This window comes from Streptomyces sp. NBC_01520, from assembly GCF_045040375.1.
GTDB lineage: Bacteria > Actinomycetota > Actinomycetes > Streptomycetales > Streptomycetaceae > Streptomyces.
The window spans coordinates 1,611,275-1,630,306 of sequence record NZ_CP109404.1; the positions used below are offsets into that span (position 1 = coordinate 1,611,275).

General features: G+C 71.8%; 18 protein-coding genes and 1 pseudogene. 8 read left to right on the forward strand and 11 right to left on the reverse strand.

All coding sequences use genetic code 11. The features are described 5' to 3' along the window. The first annotated feature begins 7 nt into the window (after nucleotides 1–7). On the forward strand, nucleotides 8–1,405 hold the full coding sequence (locus OG524_RS07330) for a GntP family permease (protein ID WP_405391757.1): 1,398 nt from the start codon (nucleotides 8–10) through the stop codon (nucleotides 1,403–1,405). On the opposite strand, the gene OG524_RS07335 is transcribed toward OG524_RS07330, so the two are convergent. From OG524_RS07335 to OG524_RS07345, 3 genes and pseudogenes are all read right to left on the reverse strand, one after another. After that, a complete protein-coding gene (locus OG524_RS07335) occupies nucleotides 1,406–2,074 on the reverse strand; it encodes a cytochrome b/b6 domain-containing protein (RefSeq protein ID WP_405809544.1) in 669 nt (222 codons plus the stop codon). After that, a complete protein-coding gene (locus OG524_RS07340) occupies nucleotides 2,016–2,795 on the reverse strand; it encodes a molybdopterin-dependent oxidoreductase (protein WP_405391755.1) in 780 nt (259 codons plus the stop codon). Before OG524_RS07340 ends, OG524_RS07335 begins: the two co-directional genes overlap by 59 nt. A 52-nt stretch (nucleotides 2,796–2,847) precedes the next feature. Further along, a pseudogene (locus OG524_RS07345) lies at nucleotides 2,848–3,147 on the reverse strand (amino acid permease); the annotation flags it as partial. Nucleotides 3,148–3,414: 267 nt separating this feature from the next. Between OG524_RS07345 and OG524_RS07350 the strand changes: the two are divergent. After that, nucleotides 3,415–3,840, forward strand: a complete 426-nt coding sequence (locus OG524_RS07350) for an ASCH domain-containing protein (RefSeq protein ID WP_405391754.1) — start codon at nucleotides 3,415–3,417, stop codon at nucleotides 3,838–3,840. Between the two features lie 322 nt (nucleotides 3,841–4,162). On the opposite strand, the gene OG524_RS07355 is transcribed toward OG524_RS07350, so the two are convergent. Together OG524_RS07355 and OG524_RS07360 are read right to left on the reverse strand one after the other, a co-directional pair. Next, nucleotides 4,163–5,395: a PQQ-binding-like beta-propeller repeat protein gene (locus OG524_RS07355; RefSeq protein ID WP_405391753.1), complete on the reverse strand. Its 1,233-nt coding sequence runs from the start codon at nucleotides 5,393–5,395 to the stop codon at nucleotides 4,163–4,165. A 162-nt stretch (nucleotides 5,396–5,557) separates the two neighbouring features. Further along, a complete protein-coding gene (locus OG524_RS07360; RefSeq protein WP_405391752.1) occupies nucleotides 5,558–7,213 on the reverse strand; it encodes an FAD-binding dehydrogenase in 1,656 nt (551 codons plus the stop codon). A gap of 160 nt (nucleotides 7,214–7,373) precedes the next feature. Here OG524_RS07360 and OG524_RS07365 point away from each other — a divergent pair, with 160 nt between their 5' ends. The 4 genes from OG524_RS07365 to OG524_RS07380 are packed head-to-tail and all read left to right on the forward strand — an operon-like array spanning nucleotide 7,374 to nucleotide 9,502. Further along, on the forward strand, nucleotides 7,374–8,294 hold the full coding sequence (locus tag OG524_RS07365) for a DMT family transporter (RefSeq protein ID WP_405393287.1): 921 nt from the start codon (nucleotides 7,374–7,376) through the stop codon (nucleotides 8,292–8,294). Further along, nucleotides 8,278–8,796, forward strand: a complete 519-nt coding sequence (locus OG524_RS07370; protein ID WP_405391751.1) for an NUDIX hydrolase — start codon at nucleotides 8,278–8,280, stop codon at nucleotides 8,794–8,796. Before OG524_RS07365 ends, OG524_RS07370 begins: the two co-directional genes overlap by 17 nt. Next, complete coding sequence (locus OG524_RS07375; protein ID WP_405391750.1) at nucleotides 8,793–9,197, forward strand: YidH family protein; 405 nt, start codon at nucleotides 8,793–8,795, stop codon at nucleotides 9,195–9,197. The genes OG524_RS07370 and OG524_RS07375 overlap by 4 nt, the downstream gene beginning before the upstream one ends. Next, entirely contained in the window at nucleotides 9,194–9,502 is a 309-nt protein-coding gene (locus tag OG524_RS07380; RefSeq protein ID WP_405391749.1) for a DUF202 domain-containing protein, read from the forward strand. The genes OG524_RS07375 and OG524_RS07380 overlap by 4 nt, the downstream gene beginning before the upstream one ends. A 130-nt stretch (nucleotides 9,503–9,632) precedes the next feature. Here OG524_RS07380 and OG524_RS07385 read toward each other — a convergent pair whose 3' ends face one another. Together OG524_RS07385 and OG524_RS07390 are read right to left on the reverse strand one after the other, a co-directional pair. Beyond that, nucleotides 9,633–10,568, reverse strand: coding sequence for an NADP-dependent oxidoreductase (locus OG524_RS07385; protein WP_405391748.1), 936 nt, complete (start codon nucleotides 10,566–10,568; stop codon nucleotides 9,633–9,635). An 81-nt stretch (nucleotides 10,569–10,649) separates the two neighbouring features. Next, nucleotides 10,650–11,939: a glucarate dehydratase family protein gene (locus OG524_RS07390; protein WP_405391747.1), complete on the reverse strand. Its 1,290-nt coding sequence runs from the start codon at nucleotides 11,937–11,939 to the stop codon at nucleotides 10,650–10,652. A 142-nt stretch (nucleotides 11,940–12,081) separates the two neighbouring features. On the opposite strand from OG524_RS07390, the gene OG524_RS07395 reads away from it, so the two are divergent. Together OG524_RS07395 and OG524_RS07400 are read left to right on the forward strand one after the other, a co-directional pair. Continuing rightward, complete coding sequence (locus OG524_RS07395) at nucleotides 12,082–13,104, forward strand: phosphotransferase family protein (protein ID WP_405809548.1); 1,023 nt, start codon at nucleotides 12,082–12,084, stop codon at nucleotides 13,102–13,104. Nucleotides 13,105–13,110: 6 nt separating this feature from the next. Further along, the gene (locus OG524_RS07400; RefSeq protein WP_405391745.1) at nucleotides 13,111–14,325 is read left to right on the forward strand and encodes an acyl-CoA dehydrogenase family protein; all 1,215 of its coding nucleotides are present in this window, start codon (nucleotides 13,111–13,113) and stop codon (nucleotides 14,323–14,325) included. A 44-nt stretch (nucleotides 14,326–14,369) separates the two neighbouring features. Here OG524_RS07400 and OG524_RS07405 read toward each other — a convergent pair whose 3' ends face one another. The 4 genes from OG524_RS07405 to OG524_RS07420 all read right to left on the reverse strand — a co-directional run bounded on the left by OG524_RS07405 (nucleotide 14,370) and on the right by OG524_RS07420 (nucleotide 18,971). After that, a complete protein-coding gene (locus OG524_RS07405; protein WP_405391744.1) occupies nucleotides 14,370–15,689 on the reverse strand; it encodes a M28 family metallopeptidase in 1,320 nt (439 codons plus the stop codon). 223 nt (nucleotides 15,690–15,912) lie between these two features. Beyond that, nucleotides 15,913–16,506 carry a TetR/AcrR family transcriptional regulator gene (locus tag OG524_RS07410; protein ID WP_405391743.1) on the reverse strand — a complete coding sequence of 198 codons (594 nt, stop codon included), beginning with the start codon at nucleotides 16,504–16,506 and terminating at the stop codon, nucleotides 15,913–15,915. 36 nt (nucleotides 16,507–16,542) lie between these two features. Next, nucleotides 16,543–18,210, reverse strand: coding sequence for a class I adenylate-forming enzyme family protein (locus tag OG524_RS07415; protein WP_405391742.1), 1,668 nt, complete (start codon nucleotides 18,208–18,210; stop codon nucleotides 16,543–16,545). Next, entirely contained in the window at nucleotides 18,207–18,971 is a 765-nt protein-coding gene (locus OG524_RS07420) for an SDR family oxidoreductase (RefSeq protein ID WP_405391740.1), read from the reverse strand. Before OG524_RS07420 ends, OG524_RS07415 begins: the two co-directional genes overlap by 4 nt. Nucleotides 18,972–19,032: the final 61 nt, after the last annotated feature.

The following is a 19,032-nucleotide window of genomic DNA, read 5'->3' on the forward strand; positions in this document are numbered from 1 at the left end:
GATCACCGTGAGCAGTCTCAGCGTCGAGATGCTGGCAGCGGATGCCGTCGAGCCGATCACCTCGGCCGGCAACGCGCAGTTGGGCATCGCCGTCCTGGCGGGCATCGCCGTCATCGTCGTACTCATCACGAAGTTCAAGGTGCACGCCTTCCTGGCGCTGACCATCGGCTCGCTGGCGCTCGGCGTCTTCGCGGGTGCCCCGCCGGACAAGACGATCACCAGCTTCTCCACGGGCCTCGGCGCCACCGTCGCCAGTGTCGGTGTGCTGATCGCGCTCGGCGCGATCCTGGGCAAGCTGCTCGCCGACTCGGGCGGCGCCGACCAGATCGTCGACACGATTCTCGCGAAGGCGAGCGGGCGCGCCATGCCCTGGGCGATGGTGCTGATCGCCTCGATCATCGGTCTGCCGCTGTTCTTCGAGGTCGGCATCGTGCTGCTGATCCCGGTGGTGCTGCTGGTCGCCAAGCGCGGCAACTACTCCCTGATGCGGATCGGTATCCCCGCCCTCGCCGGACTTTCGGTGATGCACGGTCTGATCCCGCCGCACCCCGGCCCGCTGGTCGCCATCGACGCACTCGACGCCAACCTGGGCGTCACGCTGGCGCTGGGTGTCCTCGTCGCCGTCCCGACGGTGATCATCGCGGGCCCGGTCTTCTCCCGGTACGCCGCCCGCTGGGTGGACATCCAGGCGCCGGAGAAGATGATCCCCGAGCGCCCCTCGGAGGACCTGGACCGCCGCCCCGGCTTCGGTGCCACCCTGGCCACCGTGCTGCTGCCCGTCGTCCTGATGCTGGCCAAGGCCCTCGTCGAGATCGTGGTGGACAACCCGGAGAACCACGTCCAGCGGGTCACCGATGTGATCGGTTCGCCGCTGATCGCCCTGCTCGCCGCGGTGATCGTCGGTATGTTCACGCTGGGCCGGGCCGCCGGATTCACCAGGGCGCGGCTCTCCACGACCGTCGAGAAGTCGCTCGCCCCGATCGCCGGCGTGCTGATGATCGTCGGTGCCGGCGGTGGCTTCAAGACGACCCTCATCGACGCCGGTGTGGGCCGGATGATCCTCGAGTTCTCCGAGAACTGGTCGATACCCGCCCTGCTGCTCGGCTGGCTGATCGCCGTCGCGATCCGCCTGGCAACGGGTTCGGCGACCGTGGCCACCATCTCGGCGGCCGGTCTGGTCGCTCCGCTGGCGGCCGGCATGTCCACCCCGGAGGCGGCCCTGCTCGTCCTCGCCGTCGGTGCGGGCTCGCTCTTCTTCAGCCACGTCAACGACGCGGGGTTCTGGCTGGTGAAGGAGTACTTCGGCATGGACGTCGGTCAGACGATCAAGACCTGGTCGGTGATGGAGACCATCATCTCCGTCGTCTCGCTGGGCTTCATCCTGCTGCTGTCGCTGGTTCTGTAGCTACTTCTCCTCGGGATCCCGCCACAGCGGGTGCTCGGAGCGGGCCCAAGGGCGCTCGACCGACCCGGTGCGCATGCCACGGCGTGCCTCCGGGTCGGCGAGCGCCTTCGCCATGTGTCCGGCAAGGACGATGCCGACGGCGAGCGCCAGCCAGTCGTGCACGAACGTCGCGCCGGTGCGCCACACCAGTGGTGCGAGGTCCGTGAACCACATGAGCAGGCCCGTGCCGAGCATGACGAGCACGGCGCCCGCGATCCAGGCAGCGTAGAGCTTCTGGCCCGCGTTGAACTTCCCGGCCGGCCGGGCTCCGGGCGTGCGGTCGCGGCGCAGAGCGGCCTTGAGCCACTGCCGGTCGTGCGGTCCGAACCGGTTGAGCCGGGAGAGGTCGGCGCGCAGGGCCCGGGAGACCAGCCCGGCGAGCAGCGGTACGGGAACGAGCAGCCCGGACCATTCGTGGACGGTGACCACGAGGTGGCGACGGCCGACGAGTTCGGCGAGCTGGGGGACGTACAGGCAGGCGGCCGTGGCCACGCAGAGCAGCGTCAGCCAGGCGGTGGTGCGGTGCACCCAGCGCTCTGCGCGGGTGAAGCGGCGGATCCTCACCGGGAGTTCAGACGGTGGGGGCGTCGTCGCGGCCGTTGGACCGGCCGACCCAGGCATCGACGTCATAGCCGAGCTCCTCCCAGTAGCCGGGGCGGACGGAGTCGGTGACGGTGATCCCGGAGAGCCATTTCGCCGACTTGTAGAAGTACATCGGGGCCACGTAGAGCCGGACCGGGCCGCCGTGCGAGTGGGCCAGCGGCTTGTCCTGCATGCGCAGGGCGACCAGGACGTCTGCGCGGCGCGCCTGTTCCAGGGTGAGGCTCTCGCTGTAGGCGCCGTCGAAGCAGGTGAAGCGGATAGCCTTCGCGCCCGCCCGTACGCCTGCCGCGTCCAGCAGCGCGGAGAGCCTGACCCCCTCGAACGGGGTCTCGGGGACCCGCCAGCCGGTGACGCACTGGACGTCCCGGACCAGGCGGGTCTGCGGGAGCGCCTTCAGGGTGTCCAGTGTGTACGTGGCCGGGCGGTCGACCAGGCCGTCCACGGTGAGGCGGTAGTCGGCGGCGGTCTTCTTCGGCACGGAGGTGGCGACGGAGTAGTAGCGGAAGCCGCCGCCGTTGGGCAGGAGCCCGGTCAGGCCGGTGGGGTCCTTGTCGGCGACGGCGCCGAGCCCGGACTCCAGTGCCCGCTGGAGTGCGGGGGCCGCCACGACTCCGGCGGCGCCGAGGCCCAGCATGGCCAGGACCAGGCGGCGGCCCACGGGGGTGCCGCGGCTGCCGGCCGGGTCCTCGTGGCCGGGTGGGCCTTCGTGGCCGGGTGGTTCCCGGTGACCGGGAGGGCGACTGTTCACCTGCCCATCGAACACCCGCGGCCGTCCTGTCACCAGGGGCCGCGGGTGTACGTCACACCACCGTAAGGACTACCGGGGGCCGGGCGTCCTCTGCGGCCCTCGCCAGCTGGAAGGCCTCGTTGCCCAGCTGGATCCTGGCGTGGACCTCCGGCTTGGTGGAGCGCAGCACCGCGCCGTACACGAGGCCGACGACGAGCGCGGCGCCGATGACTCCGGGCAGCAGCCAGTTGAGCCCCGAGCCGGGGCCCGAGCCGACGAGTACGCCGAAGTCCCGGACGGTGAACACGGCGATGGCCGGCAGCGCGATTCCGGCGAGGCCGGAGGCCACGAGCCGGGGTGCCTGGGCGCGGCCCGGCGGAGGCGGAGGCGGAGGCGGAGACATCCGCGGGCTTCCTTTTCGACGCGGTGCGCGCGCAGTTCGATGCCGTGTGCGAGCAGACGATCGCACACAGCAAAGCGGCAGGTAAGGGGCCCCGGTGAAGGGCGAACCGCCCGTAACTGCATGCTCCGTTCACGCAGTTGACCGCCGGGGGAGGTTGGTCCACACCTTTCGCGCAGCTCGTCGCGGGGGTACGGAAGGGGCCGGTGGGGCCGGGGTGACGCGTGCCACACTGCCGGGATGGACACACCCGAACCGCTCAAACCGTTCCTCCTCGCCTTCCCCGGGCCGCTGCGCGATCAGTTGGTGGCGGCCGTGCTCTCCGGCGAGAAGGTGTCGACGTCCGGTCTGCTCCTGGAGTACGAGATCGAGAAGGAGGAACTGCCGCCGGTGGGCGAGCGGTCCGCGCTCATCGACTCGCAGGGGCGGGAGACCGCGGTGGTCGAGGTGACGGAGGTGCGCGTAATGCCGCTGGGGTCGATCGATCTGCAGCACGCGCTCGACGAGGGCGAGGGCTGCACATCGGTGGCGGAGTGGCGGGCCGGGCACGAGGCGTTCTGGCACAGCGAGGAGATGCGCGACGCGCTGGGCGATCCGTCGTTCACGGTGGACGACGACACGATGGTGGTGGCGGAGAGGTTCCGGGTGGTGGAGCGGCTGCTCTGACGGCGGCCGCCCTGACGCGGAGCGGGGGCGGACACCTGGGCGGGGGCGGACGCCCGAGCGAGGCGGACCGGCGGGTGCGGGGCGGACTGGCCCGCCGCCCGCCCGGTGCGTATCTGCGGGAGCTACCCGGCCCTGCCCGGGCGGACCGGCGGGAGCGGCGCTACCCGGTCCGGACCTCCGTAACAACGACGCGCGGGAGCGGCCTGTCCGGACACACCCGGTACGAACCAGCGGCATCGCCCCCGCCCGTCACAGGCCCCCGGAACGACAACGCCCGGCCCCCGTGCGTCGCGCAGCGGGGGCCGGGCCGGGGGCGGGGTGGTCAGACCGCGGGGAGCGCGTAGAGCCGCTTCCCGTGCATCACGGCCAGCCGGTCGCCCGCCGCGGCCACGTACCACTGCTGGATGTCGCCGGTCTTGTCGTTGTACGTCCAGCGCAGCTTCCCGGTCGCCGCGTCGAAGGCGTGCACGCCGCCGTCCTTGTCGAACTCGGTGGCTCCGTAGAGGGTGCCGTTCACCTTGACGAACTGCCATGCCTGCGTCGCCGTCTCCCGCAGGTCCTCGTTGTGCCAGACCTCCTTGCCCGTGGCGGGGTCCACGGCCCACAGGCCGCGCGCGCTGTCGGAGGCGTAGAGCACGCCGTCCAGGAGGTTCGGGTCGTTGAACCGGCTGAACTCCTCCGTCTTGAGGGACCAGCGCTCCTTGCCCCCGGCGAGTTCGAACGCCCGCAGCCGCTGCCCGTCCGCCACGATCACGAGCTCCTCGTGCACGGCGAAGTGGCGGTAGTTGGACCGGCTGATCTTCTTCGTCCAGATCTGCCGGCCCGTCGCCGTGTCGCGGACGGTCACGTTCTCCCGGTAGTCCGTGTAGACGAGGCGCTTTCCGACGACCGCGGCGTTGATGCCGTACTCCTCCGTGCCCGCGTCGCGCTGCTCGCTCCAGGTGACCTTGCCGGAGGCCGTGTCGATCGCGGCGACCACGTTGTTCGGCGTGGTGAAGTCCTTCTCCAGGATCCCGGCCAGGACGTAGACATGGCCGTCGTCCGCCGCCATGGGGCGCGGCTGCTGGTACTCGTCGCCGAGACGGCTGCGCCAGGTCTCCTTGCCGGTGGCCGGATCCAGACCCACCACGTTGCCGTCGTACTCACCGCTGGCGAGGTAGAGCGTCCCGCCGCCGACGATGAGCTTGGCGCCCGGTGTGGCGACGCCGGCGCGCTTCCACTTCTCCTTGCCGGTGACGGTGTCCCGTCCCACCAGGGGGTCGCCCGAGACCAGGGCCAGGCCGCCGATCACGGCGAGCGCGTCGCTGCCGGAGAGGCTGGTGTTCGCGGTGTCCGCCTGCCACAGGGGCTCGGGCGCGGTGCCGGGCGGCGGGGTGGTGAAGGCGTCGCCGTTCTTGCCCCCGCCGGGTGTGGCGCTGCCGGCCGGTGCGGCCGGGTCCTCCTCGGGCCCGCACCCCACGGCCCCGGCCCCGAGCACGGCCAGCCCCAGCCCCGTACCGGCAAGCCTGAGTATCTGCCTGCGCGACACCGCGTTCCCGTCACGACTGCTGCCCACGTCTGTTCCCGCTTCCGTCCAACTGGTCCGACGCCCCCCGGGACGCCCTGAGCGCCGTCAGGCTAGCCGCCGAATTTCGGCCTACCGCCGAACGGCACACAATCGGGACAGGCTCGTGAAGCTCCCGTCACGGGCTGTCCGCGGTCGCGGGGCAGGGTCCCGTCAGCCCGTGGCCTCCGCCGCCGCGCGGCCCGCCGCGCGACCGGAGAAGATGCAGCCGCCCAGGAACGTGCCCTCCAGCGAGCGGTAGCCGTGGACCCCGCCGCCGCCGAAACCGGCCGCCTCCCCCGCCGCGTACACCCCGGTCAGCGGGGTGCCGTCCGCGGTCAGGACGCGGGAGGACAGGTCGGTCTCCAGTCCGCCGAGGGACTTGCGGGTGAGGATGCTGAGCCGTACGGCGATGAGCGGGCCCGCCTCCGGGTCGAGGATGCGGTGCGGTTTGGCCGTGCGGATCAGCCGGTCGCCGAGGTAGGCGCGGGCTCCGTTGATCGCCGTGATCTGGAGGTCCTTGGTGAAGGGGTTGGCGACCTCCCGGTCTCGGGCGGTGATCTCGCGGCGCAGGTCGTCCTCGTCGATCAGCGGCTCGTCGGTCAGCGCGTTCATCCCCCGGACGAGCGCGCCCAGGTCCTTCTCGACGACGAAGTCCACGCCCTTGTCCATGAACGCCCGCACGGGGCCGGGCACGTCGGCGCGCGCCCTGCCGATCACGTCCCGCACCGACTTCCCGGTGAGGTCCGGGTTCTGCTCGGAGCCGGAGAGCGCGAACTCCTTGCCGATGATCTTCCGGTCCAGCACGAACCAGGTGTAGCCGTATCCGGACCTCATGATGTGTTCGAGGGTGCCGAGCGTGTCGAAGCCGGGGAAGAGCGGCACCGGGAGCCGCTTGCCGCGCGCGTCCAGCCAGAGGGAGGACGGGCCGGGGAGGATCCGGATGCCGTGCTTCGCCCAGATCGGGTTCCAGTTCTCGATGCCCTCGGTGTAGTGCCACATCCGGTCGCGGTTGATGTGGTGGGCGCCCGCCTCCTCGGTGATGCCGAGCATCAGCCCGTCGACATGGGCCGGTACGCCGGAGAGCATCTTCTCCGGCGGGGTACCGAGCCGTTGTGGCCACTGGGCCCGTACGAGGTCGTGGTTGCCGCCGATGCCGCCGGAGGTCACGATCACGGCCTGGGCCCTGAGCTCGAAGGCCCCGGTGACCTCGCGGCTGCTCGCGGTGCCCCGCTCGGTGCCGCTCGCTTCGAGGACCTCGCCGGTGACCGTGTCGACGGTCCCGGCCGAGCGGCCGAGACCGGTCACCCGGTGGCGGAAGCGCAGCTGGACGAGGCCCTTCGCGACTCCCTCACGCACCCGGCGTTCGAAGGGGGCGACGACCCCGGGTCCGGTGCCCCAGGTGATGTGGAAGCGGGGTACGGAGTTGCCGTGGCCGTTGGCGTCGTAGCCGCCGCGCTCGGCCCAGCCGACGACGGGGAAGAGCCGCAGCCCCTGGGCGTGCAGCCAGGACCGCTTCTCTCCGGCCGCGAAGTCGACGTACGCCTCGGCCCACTTCCGCGGCCAGTGGTCCTCCTTGCGGTCGAAGCCGGCCGTGCCGTACCAGTCCTGGAGGGCCAGCTCGTGGCTGTCCTTGATCCGCAGCCGGCGCTGCTCGGGCGAGTCGACGAGGAAGAGGCCGCCGAAGGACCAGTGCGCCTGGCCGCCGATGGACTGCTCGGGTTCCTGGTCGAGCAGGATCACCGTCCGGCCCGCGTCGACGAGCTCGGCGGTGGCCACCAGCCCCGCGAGCCCCGCCCCGATCACGATCACGTCAGCGTCGTACGCCATGGGTTCCATCCTTCGGGGCGGTGCGGGGCGGGTGCGGGGCATGCGCGGTGCTGCGAAGTTACTTGTGCGTCAGATCTTCGGTACGGGCCGCTCCCACGTCAACCGCCCGGCCGGTGGCGCCCTCACGGTCCCCGTACCGATGCGGGGCTATGGTCGGACGGTGTCGGTGCTGGTTGTCCTGCTCGCCGTGAGTGCCGCGTGCTGTCTGGGCCTCGGCTTCGTCCTCCAGCAGGACGCGGCCCGCCGCGCGCCCCTGCGTGACTTCCTCTCGCCCCGGCTGCTGCTGGACCTGATGCGGGTGCCGAGCTGGCTGGCCGGAATCGGCCTGATGGTCTGCGGCATGGTGCTCGGGGCGCTCGCGCTCGGCAACGGCGAACTGTCGGTCGTCGAGCCGCTGCTGGCGACCAATCTGGTCTTCGCGCTGGCCCTGTCGCGCCATCTCACCGGACAGCGGCTGGGCCGGCAGGGCTGGGGCGGCCTGTGGCTGCTGGCGGGCGGTGTCACCGCGTTCCTGCTGGCGGGCGAGCCGCACGGCGGGCAGGCCGGCACGGACCCGCTGCGGCACTGGCTGGTGGTCGGCACGGTGGCCGGGCTCGCGCTGCTCCTGACCGCCTGCGCCCGGCATCCCCGGACCCGGGGGACCCCCGTGCTGCTGGGACTCGCGGCCGGGCTGCTGTACGGACTGCAGGACGCCCTGACCAGGGTCAGCGGTGAGAAGCTGACGGAGAGCGGCTGGGCGGCCCTGCTGACGGCGTGGCAGCCGTACGCGGTGCTCGTGCTGGGGGTGGCCGGGCTGATCCTGGTGCAGAGCGCCTTCGAGGCAGGGCCGCTGCGGGCCTCCCTGCCCGCGCTGACCGCCGCGCAGCCGCTGGCCGGGATCGTCTGCGGGATCGGCTTCCTCGGCGACCAGGTGCGCACCGACACGGGCGCCCTGGCCTGGGAGGCGGCCGGGCTCGCGGCGATCGTGGCCGGGATCGTGCTGCTCGGGCTGCACCCGGCGATGCCGGAGGGCAAGGAACGGCACGGATCCACGGCTGTCGGCGGCATGGGATTGGATGAGGGGCATGACTCCCGCAGATGAGATCCTGGACATCGTCGACGAGAACGACGAGGTCGTCGGGCAGGCGACGCGCGGCGAGGCGACCGCGCGCGGGCTGCGCCACCGCTGCACCTTCATCGAGGCCAGGGACGCGGAGGGCAGGATCTTCGTCCACCGCAGGACCGCCACCAAGCTGGTCTTCCCCTCGCACTACGACATGTTCGTGGGCGGGGTCGTCGGCGCGGGCGAGTCCTACGACGACGCGGCGCTGCGGGAGGCCGAGGAGGAGCTCGGGGTGTCGGGGCTCCCCCGCCCCGAACCCCTGTTCAAGTTCCTCTACACGAGCGCCGAGCACACCTGGTGGTCGTACGTGTACCGGGTGCGGTGCGAGCTGCCGGTGCGTCCGCAGGCCGAGGAGGTCGCCTGGCACACCTTCCTGACGGACGCGGAACTGGAGCGCAGGCTCGGCGACTGGACGTGGGTGCCGGACGGGCTGGAGACGTACCACCGGCTGCGGGCGATGCGGGCCGGGTCCGCCGGATGAGCCGGCGCGGCGACTTCGCGCGGGGCCTGCGGCTGTGGGTCTCGCCGCAGGGGATCCGCGAAGAGGGCGACACCCCGGACTACCGCTTCTCGCTGGCCAACGAGCGCACCTTCCTGGCCTGGATCCGTACGGCTCTCGCGCTGATCGGCGGTGGTTTCGCCGTCGACCAGTTCCTGCCCGGCCTGCCCTGGGGGGTCCGGGCCGGTCTGGCTCTCGGGCTGCTGGGGGCCGGTGTGCTGTGCGCGCTGCGGGCCGTCAACCACTGGGTGCGCTGCGAGCGGGCGATGCGGCGCGGTGAGGACCTGCCGGTGTCGCGCTTCCCGGCGCTGCTGAGCCTGGCCGTCGCCGTGGTCGCGGTGGCCATGGTGGTGGTGGTCCTGTTCGGCTGGGAGGGCCGGTGACGGGCGGGCGCGATCCGGGGCTGCAGCCGGAGCGGACGCGGTTGGCCTGGCGGCGCACCACGCTGTCCTGCACGGTGGTGGCCCTGCTCGCGGTCCGGCAGGCCCTGCACGGCGGGGCGAGTGCGGCCGGGGTGATCGCCGGGGCGCTGAGCCTGCTGGCCTGGCTGGGGCTTCTCGGCGTGGCGCACCGGCGGATGACGGGCGTCAGCACCGCGGAGCCCGCGCCGCTGTCGCCGCGCCACGCGCTGACGGCGACGGCGTGCACGGTGGCGCTCGCGGTGTTCGCCGCCGCGATGCTGTTCTGAACGCGGGCCCCGCGTACGGCGCTCAGCTCTCCCGTCCCGCGGGCCCCGCGTACGGCGCTCAGCTCTCCCGTCCCGCGGGCCCCGCGTACGGCGCTCAGCTCTCCCGTCCCGCGGGCCCCGCGTACGGCGCTCAGCTCTCCCAGTCCACGGTGACGACGATCTTGCCGCGGGTGCGCCCTTCCTCGTTGAGCCGGTAGGCGTCCGCGGCCTGTTCCAGCGGGAGGACCCGGTCGACGTGGACGGAGACGATGCCCTGCTCGGCCAGTTCCGCGAGGTGGGCGAGGTCCTGGGCGTCGGGGCGCACGAAGGCGTAGCGGCCGCCGTAGGAGAAGACCTCGGCGTCGGCGATGGAGGCGAGCCGGCCGTCGGGGGCGAGGGTCTCCGCGGAGACCCGCAGGGCTTCCCCGCCGACGGTGTCGAAGGCGGCGTCGAAGCCCTCGGGGGCCAGGGCACGCAGCCGGTCGGCGAGCCCGTCGCCGTACTCCACCGGTTCGGCGCCGAGCTGTCGCACGTATTCGTGGTTGTGGGGGCCGGCCGTGCCGACGACCCGGCAGCCGGCGTGCCGGGCGAGCTGGACGGCGAGCGAGCCGACCCCGCCGGCGGCCGCGTGGACGAGGACGGTCTCGCCCTCCTGGACCTTCAGGGTGCGGTGCAGCACCTGGTGGGCGGTGAGGCCGCACAGCGGCAGGCCTGCGGCCTCCTCGAAGCTCAGGCTCAAGGGCTTGCGGGCGAGGGTGCGCACGGGTGCGGCGACGTATTCGGCGAACGTGCCGCGGGAGAGGAAGTCCTCCCGCACGTAGCCGATGACCTCGTCGCCGACCTCGAATTCGTCGACGGCGGCGCCGGGTTGCACGACGACCCCGGAGACGTCCCAGCCGGGGATGACCGGGAAGACGGTTTCGAGCGCCGTCTGGAGGTATCCCTCGCGGGCCTTCCAGTCGACGGGGTTCACCGCCGCGGCCCGTACCTTCACCAGGACCGAGTCGGGGCCGACCTTGGGGTCGGGCCGCTCACCGTATTCCAGGACATCGGCCGAGCCGTACCTGCTGTAGCTGATCGCCTTCATCCTCCGACGATCGGCGCAGGTCAGGGTCCCCGCAACTCAGGCCGTGGCCAGGTGGAAGGGCGGCAGCGGGGTGTGCGGGGCTCACCAGCGCGGGATCGGCGGGGTCACCCACTCCGGGTCGGCCTCGCGCATCGCCGCCGCGTCGTCGCGAGAGCGCATCGTGCCGTCGTCGTCGAGCCAGCGCCGGTGGAGTGCGGCCAGCCGGACGCGGTCCAGTTCGACGCCGAGTCCGGGAGTGTCGGAGACGGTCAGGTGTCCGTCGGTGAAGGTGTGGCGGGTGGTGACGACGTCCTCGGTCTGCCACGGGTAGTGGCTGTCGCAGGCGTGGTCGAGGTTGGGCACGGTGGCGGCGACGTGGGTCATCGCGGCGAGGCTGATGCCGAGGTGGGTGTTGGAGTGCATGGAGAGTCCGACGCCGAAGGTGCGGCAGATCCCGGCCAGTTCGCGGGTGCGGTGCAGCCCGCCCCAGTAGTGGTGGTCGGAGAGGAGCACCTGGACGGCGTCGCGGGCGAAGGCCTCGGGGAGTTCCGCGAGGGTGGTGACGCACATGTTCGTGGCGAGCGGGAGGTCCGTCCCGGCGGCGACCTCCGCCATCGCGGCCGTACCGCTCGTCGGGTCCTCCAGGTATTCGAGTACGCCCTTGAGCTGGTCGGCGACGTACAGCGAGGTCTCCACGGACCAGGCGCCGTTGGGGTCCAGCCGCAGCGGCTGCCCCGGGAAGGCCTCGGCCAGGGCGCGGACGGCGGCGATCTCCTCGTCGGGTGGGAAGACGCCGCCCTTCAGCTTGAAGGAGCTGAAGCCGTGCTCGCGGGCGAAGCGCCGCGCCTGGGCGACGACTCCGGCGGGGTCGAGGGCCGCGCCCCAGTCGTCCCGTTCGCCGCCGTGGGGGTGGGCCGCCCAGCGGTAGAAGAGGTACGCGCTGTACTCGACGCGGTCGCGGACCTTGCCGCCGAGCAGCGCGTGCACGGGCAGGCCGAGGGTCTTGCCGAGCGCGTCCAGACAGGCGACCTCGAAGCCGGAGACGACGGAGAGCCGCAGCTTGTCGGCGGTCCGCACGCCGCGCAGTCCGCCCGCGTCGACCCGCTCGTCGGCGGCGCGTGGGTCGCCGCACACCTCTTCGGCGAGGGCGAAGAGGCCGTTCAGATCGCTGACCGGACGGCCGGGCAGGGCGCGGGCCAGGGGTTCGGCCAGTTCGAGGTAGGTGCCGTCGCCGTAGGTTTCCCCGATTCCGGTCACGCCGCCGCGGGTGACGACTTCCACGATGAGCCGCGGGGTGTACGGCTGGTGGACGCCCTGGGTGTTCAGCAGCGGCGGATCGGCGATGAGGATCGGGATCAGCCGGACGGCGCCGATCAACAATGCTGTATCCATACGTGAACTCTATTCAGAGACACGACTGAGCGCCAGACTCCGTACCGAGATCACCCGCCGGATTCCGGGAACGGCACTGGACGACATACCGACTGGTCGGCATCATGGTCCCGATCGTCCAACCGCCCCGGAGGTGCGCACCATGAGCCCAGTCCACCCGCCAGGTCTCGACCTCGACCTGCTGCGCGGCCATCTCGACCGCGAGCGGCCGGGGCTGGTGAACGGACCGCTCGAAGCCCGGCTGATCGAGGGCGGACGCTCGAACCTCACCTATGTCGTCACCGACGGCAGCGGGCAGTGGGTCGTCCGCAGACCGCCGCTGGGTCATGTGCTGGCCACCGCGCACGACATGAAGCGCGAGCACCGGGTGATCAGCGCGCTGCACCCGACGGCGGTGCCGGTGCCCGAGCCCGTCCTGCTCTGCGAGGACGGCTCGGTCGTCGGCGCGTCGTTCTACGTCATGGAGTACGTCGAGGGCACCCCGTACCGTACGGCGGAGCAGCTCGCCCCGCTCGGCGCCGAGCGCACCAGGGCCGTCGTGCTGGGGCTCGTCGACACCCTGGTCGACCTGCACGCGGTGGACCCCGCGGCCGTCGGGCTCGGCGACTTCGGGCGCCCGGAGGGCTTCCTGGACCGGCAGCTGCGGCGCTGGGGCAAGCAGCTGGACGCCTCCCGCAACCGTGAACTGCCCGGCATCGACGAGTTGCACGCCGCGCTGGGCCGGGAGCTCCCCGTCTCCCCCGCGCCCACCGTCGTACACGGCGACTACCGCCTGGACAACGTGCTGATCGGCCCGGACGACCGCATCAAGGCCGTCCTGGACTGGGAGATGTCCACGCTCGGCGACCCGCTGACCGACCTCGGGCTGCTCGTGATGTACAGCTCCGACCTGGACCTGCCCACGTCCCCGGTGTCCACCACGAGCGGCGCGGCCGGCCACCCCTCCCCCGCCGAGCTGATCGAGCGCTACGCCGCCCGTTCGGGGCGGGACACCTCCGCCATCGCCTGGTACACGGCCTTCGCGTGGTTCAAGCTCGCCGTGATCCTGGAGGGCATCCACTACCGCTACACCCTGGGCCAGACCGTCGGCGCCGGCTTCGACCGCATCGGCGACCTCGTCCCGGTCTTCATCGCGCACGGCCTCACCACCCTCCAGGAAGGCTGATCACCCATGGACTTCGCATTCGACGCCCGTACCGAGGAGCTGCGCACCAGGCTGCTCACGTTCATGGACGAGCACGTGTACCCGGCCGAGGAGGTCGCCGAGGAGCAGCGCGCCCTGCTGGCCTCACCGTGGGACACCCCGCGGATCATCGAGGACCTCAAGGCGGAAGCACGCAGGCAGGGCCTGTGGAACCTCTTCCTCCCGGACGCGGAGTACGGCGCCGGGCTGACGAACCTCCAGTACGCCCCGCTGGCCGAGATCACCGGCCGCAGCCCGCATCTGGCGCCGACCGCGCTGAACTGCGCGGCCCCGGACACCGGGAACATGGAGGTGCTCTCCCAGTTCGGCTCCGAGGAGCAGAAGAAGCAGTGGCTGGAACCGCTGCTGGCCGGCGAGATCCGCTCGGCGTTCGCGATGACGGAGCCCGAGGTGGCCTCGTCGGACGCGACGAACATCGAGACCCGGATCGTGCGGGACGGCGAGGACTACGTCATCAACGGGCGGAAGTGGTACATCTCCGGGGCGATGAACCCGGACTGTGCGGTCTTCATCGTGATGGGGAAGACGGATCCGGACGGCGAGGACATCCGGCGCCAGCAGTCCATGATCCTGGTCCCGCGCGACACCCCGGGTCTCGAGGTCCGGCGCGCGATGCGGGTGTACGGCTACGAGGACCACTCCCACGGCGGCCACGCGGAGGTGGTCTTCACCGACGTACGGGTGCCCGCCTCGCATCTGATCGGCGAGGAGGGCGGCGGCTTCGCCATCGCCCAGGCGCGGCTCGGCCCGGGCCGTATCCACCACTGCATGCGGCTGATCGGGATGGCCGAGCGCGCGATCGAGCTGATGTGCAGGCGGGCCGTGTCCCGTACCGCCTTCGGCAAGCCGCTCGCCCAGCAGGGCGTCGTCCAGAACTGGATCGCGGACGCCCGGGTGACGGTGGAGCAGCTACGGCTGCTGGTCCTGAAGACGGCCTGGCTGATGGACACCGTGGGCAACCGCGGGGCACACACCGAGATCCAGGCGATCAAGATCGCCACCCCGCGCGCGGTCTGCGACATCCTCGACCGGGCGGTGCAGCTGCACGGCGCCGGCGGGGTCAGCCAGGACACCCCGCTGGCCGAACTCTGGTCTTCGGCACGGACGCTGCGGCTGGCGGACGGGCCGGACGAGGTGCACCAGCGCTCGCTGGCACGGCGCGAGATCAAGAAGTATCTCTGAGCCCGGTGCGGGGAGGCGCGCAGGTGGCGCCTCCCCGGCGCGGGTCAGAAGGTGAGCTGCCAGCTGTCGATGTAGCCGGTGTCCTGCGCGGCGACGTCCCGCACCTGGAGCTTCCAGGTGCCGTCGGCCGTCTCGGCGGACGCGTTGACCGTGTAGGTCTCGGTCACGTTGTCGGCCGAGTCGCTGCCGCTCGAGTTCTTCAGCCGGTACGCGGTGCCGTCGGGGGCGAGCAGGTCGACGACGAGGTCACCGCGGTAGGTGTGTTTGATGTCGACTGCCACCTTGAGCGTGGACGGGGCGTTGCCCGTCCGGCCGGTGACGGCGACGGGCGAGGTCACCGCGGCGCCGTTGTCCGGGACGGCGACGTCGGTGGCGTTGCTGAACACCGTGCCGGTCGGCGGGGTCACCGTGCCGGCGGACAGGGTCCAGATCGCGTGGGCGACGGCGTCGCTGTTGCGGTTAAGGGCCGTGTCGTCGATGTTCGCGGTCGTGTCGCAGGACGAGTGGTAGCAGCGGTCGAAGGACTGCCCCGCGGTGCCGCCCCACTTCTGGGCCTGCGCACTCGACTTCGTGTTGCTCGCCCCGGTGAACAGTCCGCCGACCGGCACGCCCGCGCTCTTGAACGGGGCGTGGTCGGACCGGCCGTCACCCTCGGTCTCTATCTCGGTGGGCACCGACAGGCCCGCGAAGTAGTCCTTGAAGGTCTGCTCGATGACCGGGTCGTCGTCGTAGACGAAGTAGCCGGCGTTGGGCGAGCCGATCATGTCGAAGTTGAGGTATCCGGCGAGCTTGGCGCGCTCGGTGGAGGCGAGGTTGTTGACGTAGTACTTCGAGCCGACGAGCCCCAGCTCCTCGGCGCCCCACCAGGCGAAGCGCAGGTGCTTGTCCGGGGTGAGCTGCGCCCGGGAGACCGCGAGGGCCGTCTCGAGTACGGCGGCGGATCCGGAGCCGTTGTCGTTGATGCCGGCACCGGAGGTCACCGAGTCGAGGTGGGACCCGGCCATGAGGACCTGGTTCGGGTCGCCGCCCGGCCAGTCGGCGACCAGGTTGTACCCGGTGGCCCCGCCGGAGGTGAACTGCTGGAGTGCGGTGGTGTATCCGGCCGCGTCCAGCTTGGCCTTCACGTAGTCGATGGAGGCCTTGTAGCCGGTCCGGCCGTGGGCCCGGTTGCCGCCGTTCGCGGTGGCGATCGACTGGAGCTGGGTGAGGTGCGCCTTGACGTTGGCGAGAGGTATGTCGGGCGCGGCGGCAGCGGCCGTACGGGCGACGGGTTCCGCCTGCGCCGCGGGGGCGGCGGTGGCGAGCAGGGCCGCGACGGCGAGGACTGCGGCCGCGGACAGGGGTCTGTAGCGGGAGGGGCTCATGGAGGGCTCCGGATTCCGTTCGGGGACTGACGGAACGTGCGGGGGATCCCCGGTCGTGCACGGCCGGGGCCTGGAGCTGGCGGTGCTGAGTGCGTGACCGATGCTCAACGAGGTGACCGCGTACCGTCAAGAGCTGAATCCGGACAGGGTAGTCCGATAACCGGACATCATTGGTCACGGCAGTCCCGGCCCGCAGCGCGAGACGGCACTGCCGGAAGACGCTTCAGGGGCGCAACGCCCGCAGCAGCAGGTCCGCCAGGTGGTCCGCGACTTCCTGCTGGCTGAGCGGGCCGTCCGGGCGGTACCAGGTGGACAGGTGGTGGACCGAGCCGAAGTGGTAGTCGACGACCAGGTCGGCGGGGGTCGCCGAGGAGAACACCCCGGTGCGCTGCCCCTCCTCGACCAGGGCCCGGAAGCGCTCGTGGTAGCGGCGCCGCTCCACCCGCACCTGCTTGTTCTTCTCCGGGCTCAGGTGGTGCATGGAGCGGAAGAAGATCGAGGCGTCGTCGAGGTTCTCGATGGTCGTGACGACGACGTCCGCCGCCGCTTCCCGCAGCCGCTCCTCGATCGGGGCGTCGGCGTTCGCGTACGCGTCGAGCCGCTCCTGCTGGAGCCGCAGCACCCGGGAGTAGACCTCCTGGAGGAGGTCCTCCTTGGAGCCGAAGTAGTGGTAGAGCGCCCCCTTGGTGACGCCCGCCGCCTCGACGATCTCCTGGACCGAGGTGCGGTCGTACCCGCGCTCGGCGAAGAGCCGGGTGGCGGCGGCCAGCAGCCGTTGAGGGACGGGCGTACCGTTCCCGTCCGTCGCCTTGGCCATTGCCGCCACCTGCCCTTTCGTCTGTGCCTGAGTGTCCTACCGGGGGGAACGCAGTTCCCGCCTGAGGATCTTCCCACTTGCCGTCTTCGGGAGTTCCGTCAGGATCTCCACTTCGCGCGGGTACTTGTACGCGGCGAGCCGTTCCTTGCAGTACGCGCTCAGCTCGCCGGGGTCCGCGTCCGCCCCGGGGCGCAGGCTGACGTAGGCCCGGACGGTCTCCCCGCGGTAGGAGTCGGGGACGCCCACGACGGCCGCCTCGCGAACCGCCGGGTGGGTGTAGAGGACGTCCTCCACCTCCCGGGGCCAGACCTTGAAGCCGGAGGCGTTGATCATGTCCTTCTTGCGGTCGACGACGTAGAGCCAGCCCGCCGCGTCCATGAAGCCGATGTCGCCGGTGCGCAGCTCCCCGTCCGGGAAGGCGGCCTCGGTGGCCTCCGGGAGGTTCCAGTAGCCGGAGACGACCTGTGGTCCGCGCACGGCGATCTCGCCCTGTTCACCGAAGGGCACGTCGGCGCCCGTCTCGTCGATGATGCGGACGACCGAGTCCGGGCCGGGGAGGCCGACGGAGAGCGTCCCGGACACCGGGTCGACGGGGGCCTCGTGCTCCGGCGGTACGGCGGCGCACGGCGCGGTGCACTCGGTGAGGCCGTACCCGTTGCGGATGTACGGGCCGAAGCCCTCGCGGAACTTCTCGACCAGGGCGGGCGGCAGCGGTGCGCCTCCCGAGGAGATCACCCGGAAGGAGGCGAAGTGCTCGCGGGTGACCTCCGGGTGGGCCGCGAGCGCCATGAAGGCGGTCGACGGGCCGACGGTGTAGGCGGGGCGGTGCTCGGCGAAGGCCTCCAGGACCACGCTCGCCTCGAAGCGGTACGCGAGGACCAGGGTGCCCGCGTTGGCGATACAGGTGGCGAGCTGGCACACCATGCCGGTGATGTGGAAGAGCGGGGCGAGCGCGAAGTAGGCCGATCCCTCGGCGATGGGGTGGCCGGTGCGCTGCCGCTCCGCGTTGACCATGATGTTGCCCTGCGAGTTCAGGGCGCCCTTGGGGGTTCCGCTCGTCCCGGAGGTGTAGCTGATCAGCGCCACGTCGGACGCGGTGAGCTCCCGGTCCTCCGGGGCGGCGAGGCCGCGCCGGGCGACGGTCACCAGGTCGGCCTGCCGGTCGTCGGGGCCGGGTGCGGGGAGCCGCTCGAAGCCGAGCACCCGAGGGTCGTTCGTCGTCTGCAGGTCGAGCTCGCAGGCGGTGACGGCGATGCGCACGCCCGGCGCGGCCTCGGCGGTGTCCCGCAGATAGGACTCCCAGGCCCGGTCGGAGCAGATCAGCGCGGTCACGCCCGCGTCCTTCAGTACGTGGCCGACCTCGCCGGACTTGTACATCGGGTTGAGCGGGACGACGGTCGCGCCGGCCTTCCAGGCGCCGAGCAGCGCGAGGACGAAGTGCGGGGAGTTCTGCAGCATGATCGCCACCCGGTCCCCGCGGCGCAGCCCCTCGGCGGCGAGGTGCCCGGCCACGGAGTCGGAGAGCTCGTCGGTCTCGCGGTAGGTGAGGCGCCCGTCGAAGTAGGCGAGCGCCGGGTGCCCGGGGGCCCGGTCGACGGCGGCCCGGAATGCGTGCACCACGGTCTCGGCCGGGTGGACGGGAGCCCGCTGTGCCTCGCTGAGCAGGGCGGTCCAGGGCTTCGACGCGTAGATCGACCCGTTCATGCGCCGGCCTCCTCCCACTTCTGCTGCAGGTGGTTCATGCTGCCGATCCAGTGGTCGGGGTCCTTGGCGCGGGCCCGGTAGTAGCCGGCCACCTCGGGATGCGGCAGGACCAGGAAGCGGTCCTGCTCCATGGCGTCGAACAGGGCGTCGGCGACGGCCTCCGGCTCGATCGCGGTGGGGGCGAGCACGAGTTCGCCCGCGGAACCGGCGGCGGTGAGCATGTCCGTACGGACGCCCTGGGGACAGATCGAGTGGACCTTGATGCCACGGTGCCGGTAGGTCAGCGCGAGCCACTCGGCGAAGGCGACCGCGCCGTGCTTGGTCACGCTGTACGGAGCGGCGCCGATCATCGTGAGCAGGCCGGCCGCCGACGCGGTGGAGACGAAACGGCCGCTGCCGCGCTCCAGCCAGTCGGGCAGCAGGTCCCGGGCGGCGCGGACCTGGGCCATCACGTTGACGTCCCAGGCCCTGGCCCAGACCTCCTCGTCGGCGAAGGCGTCGCCGCCCGAGGCGAGGCCCGCGTTGGCGCAGTACACGTCGACGGTGCCGCCGAGCGCGTCGCGCGCGGCTTCCACGATCTTCGAGGCGTCGCCGGCGACCACCGAGCCGCCGATCTCCTCGGCGAGTGCCTCGACCCGGGCGCCGTCGAGGTCGTTGACGACGACCCTCGCGCCCTCCGCGGCGAATCGGCGCGCCAGGGCGGCGCCGATGCCCCCTCCGGCTCCGGTTACCACTACGCCAGCGCCTTGCACCGTACTCATCGGTCCCGCCTCTCTCAGCCGTCTTCCCCGGCAGACTAACCAGTCGGTATGTGATCCGGGA